This is a genomic window from Pseudomonadota bacterium (assembly GCA_022361155.1).
GTDB lineage: Bacteria > Myxococcota_A > Polyangia > Polyangiales > JAKSBK01 > JAKSBK01.
In genome coordinates, this window is the sequence record JAKSBK010000226.1 from 1 (window position 1) to 2785 (window position 2785).

Consider the following 2785-nt stretch of genomic DNA (forward strand, 5'->3'; position numbering starts at 1 on the left):
CACGGTCGGCATGCGGGTAGCTTGAGGGCTTTGATGGACACTGGCGTCATCCTGTCGCTCGTGGTGCCGTCACCGAGCTGGCCAGCACGGTTGAAGCCCCAGCAGCGGACCTCCCCCGTGCCCAGGCGCGCGCAGGTGTGCCCGCCACCCGTGGTGATCTCGACGGCGTTCTTCAGCCCGGCGACCCGGACGGGTGCTGGCTGGTTGAGTGTTGTGCCGTCGCCTAGCCGGCCTCCATCGTTCTTGCCCCAGCAGCGGACCTCCCCCGTGACCAGGCGCGCGCAGGTATGCTCGTAGAACGCGTCGATCTCGACAGCTTCCTTGAGCCCTGTCACCGTCACCGGGACCGTGCTGCCGGTCCACGTGCCGTCGCCCAGCTGGCCCAAGTAATTGGCGCCCCAGCACTTGACCTCTCCCTGGCTTAGCCGCACGCAGGTGTGACGGGAACCCATGGCGATTCCGTCGGCGGGCCCGAGCCCGATCACCGTGACAGGGGTTGCGCTGCCGGGCAGGCCGATGCCCAACTGACCCTGCTCATTGCCACCCCAGCACTTGACCTCCCCCGTACCCAAGCGCGCACAGGCGGCGCCGCCATACGGCAGCGCGATCTCGACCGCGTTGGTGAGCCCGACCACCGTCACGGGCGCAGCGCTGCCGGTCCAGGTGCCGTCGCCGAGCTGGGCACTGCGGTTATCGCCCCAGCACTTGACCTCGCCCGTGCTCAGGCGCGCGCAGCTGTGGCTCAGACTCAGGGCTAGCTCGAGCGCGCCCGTGAGTCCCCGGACCGTGACGGGCAGGTTTCGGTGTTCGCGGGTCTCGTCGCCGAGCTGCTGCTCTCTATTGTAGCCCCAGCACTTGACCTCGCCCGTGCTCAAGCGCGCGCAGGTGTGATCACCGCCGGCCCTGACCTCGACCGCGTTCGTCAGCCCCTTGACCGACACGGGCACAGCGCTGCGCGTCCAGGCTCCGTGGCCAAGCTGGCCGCTGTCGCCTTCGCCCCAGCACTTGACCTCGCCCGTGCCCAAGCGCGCGCACGTGTGCTGCCGGCCTGCGCTGAGCCCCTGCGGGCATGCGGGGCAAGCACCGGCTTCATCCACGAGCCCGTCGCAGTCGTCGTCGATGTTGTTGCAGCGCTCGGTGCCGGGGCCGACCGCTGTGCAGCCTTGCCACGAGCCTCCCGAACACGTCTCGGTCCCTGCCTGGCACACGCCTACGTCGGTGCCGCACGCCTGGCTCAGCGCCTCGTCAACCATCCCGTCGCAGTCGTCGTCGATGTGATTGCAGCGCTCGAAGCCTGGGTCCATAGCCCCAATGCACGATGCCCACGCGCCGAGCTCGCAGGGCTGGATCCCTGCCCGGCACCGACCCACGCTCGAACCGCACGCGCGCTGGGTTCCGGTGACACACTGACAGCCTTCGTCGACGGTCCCATCGCAGTCCTCATCGCCCATGCCGTCGCAGGCCTCGCTGACGGGCCCGACCGCAGTGCAATCTCGCCATGAACCTGCCGAGCACATCTCGGTCCCTGCCTGGCAAGTGCCCACGTTGCTGCCGCATGACTGGCTCAGTGACTCGTCCACCAGGCCGTCGCAGTCGTCGTCGGTGTCGTTGCAGAGCTCGACGCCAGACCGGACCGCGCTGCAGTCCCGCCACAACCCCATCGAGCAGGTCTCGGTCCCCATTTGGCAGGCGCCCACGTTGCTGCCGCACGGCTGGCTCAGCGCCTCGTCCACCAGCCTGTCGCAGTCGTCGTCGACACCATTGCAGATCTCGATCTCGGCAACGCAGGCATCGGAAGCAGCATCCGGCGCCGCATCGGCACGCCCTCCGGCTGCCCCGTCCAGCCCCCCGTCAAGCCCTGCGCCGCCTATCCCCGCACCGGGTACGGCCGCATCGGGATCACCGCCGCCGCCATGCCGTCTGCTGCAGCCAAAGCACACGACGAGCGCACTCGCCAGAAAAACGGCCATCATGCTTGCCTGCATCGCTTCCCTCCTTCGGAGTCCGGCCGAAAGGAAGCGACCACTTGCGCTTCATTCCGCCCCACACTCACAATCGCAGTGGTAGGCGAAGCGCCCGTGCCTGGCAACAGCCCCAAAACCAGCCGCGTCGACGGCCGGCCGGATCCGGAAACAGACTCGAGCCGCTGCTTCATACCAGCTGCATCGGCGAACGGCGCGCCGCTGCCTCCTCTTCGGCAGCGGCGCCGAGCGAGAGTGCTACCCATACGAACTGGGGCATTTGCCCTCCATCACCACCGGTGGTGGAAGCCGCCGGGACGACCCGACCCTCGATAGAGCGGCAGGTGTCAAGTACATGCAGTGGTCCCCTCCGGCAGCGCGGTGCGCAGTCGGCAATCTCACCCATCGATACGTGCTTTGAATCCGGCCTAACGTTGCCGGGGCACAGGAGGCTGGTCGAGGAAATGGTGCTTCCAGCGTTTCGACGTCTTGGCGTCGGGGTCAGGTTCGCACTCATTCCGATTGACGGACTCGCTGCTTCAGTCCACCGCGGCGTGTAGCACGCGAAATCTGATCTAGTGTCCTGCATCCGTGATTACGTACATAAGTCGGCGAGCAATTGGCGACGCTCGGGTCATCGAATCGACGCAGGCTGCGGTTCAATTTCGATGCAGTGCATCGCTATTTCCAGGAGATAGCCAAACGGCGATCGAGGGCGTGAGCGGGGTCAAGGGCCGGCAAATTGCGTGCGGGCTTTCGGATACTGGACACTAGGTGGCGAGCTTGGGATCGTACTCCTGCTCGCGAAGCCAAATGGCCCACAG

1 protein-coding gene is annotated in these 2785 nt (G+C 67.0%); it reads right to left on the reverse strand.

All coding sequences use genetic code 11. From position 1 onward, the window contains the following. A partial coding sequence (locus MJD61_08670; protein ID MCG8555344.1) for a hypothetical protein occupies positions 1 to 1985 on the reverse strand: 1985 nt, incomplete at its 3' end. Positions 1986 to 2785: the final 800 nt, after the last annotated feature.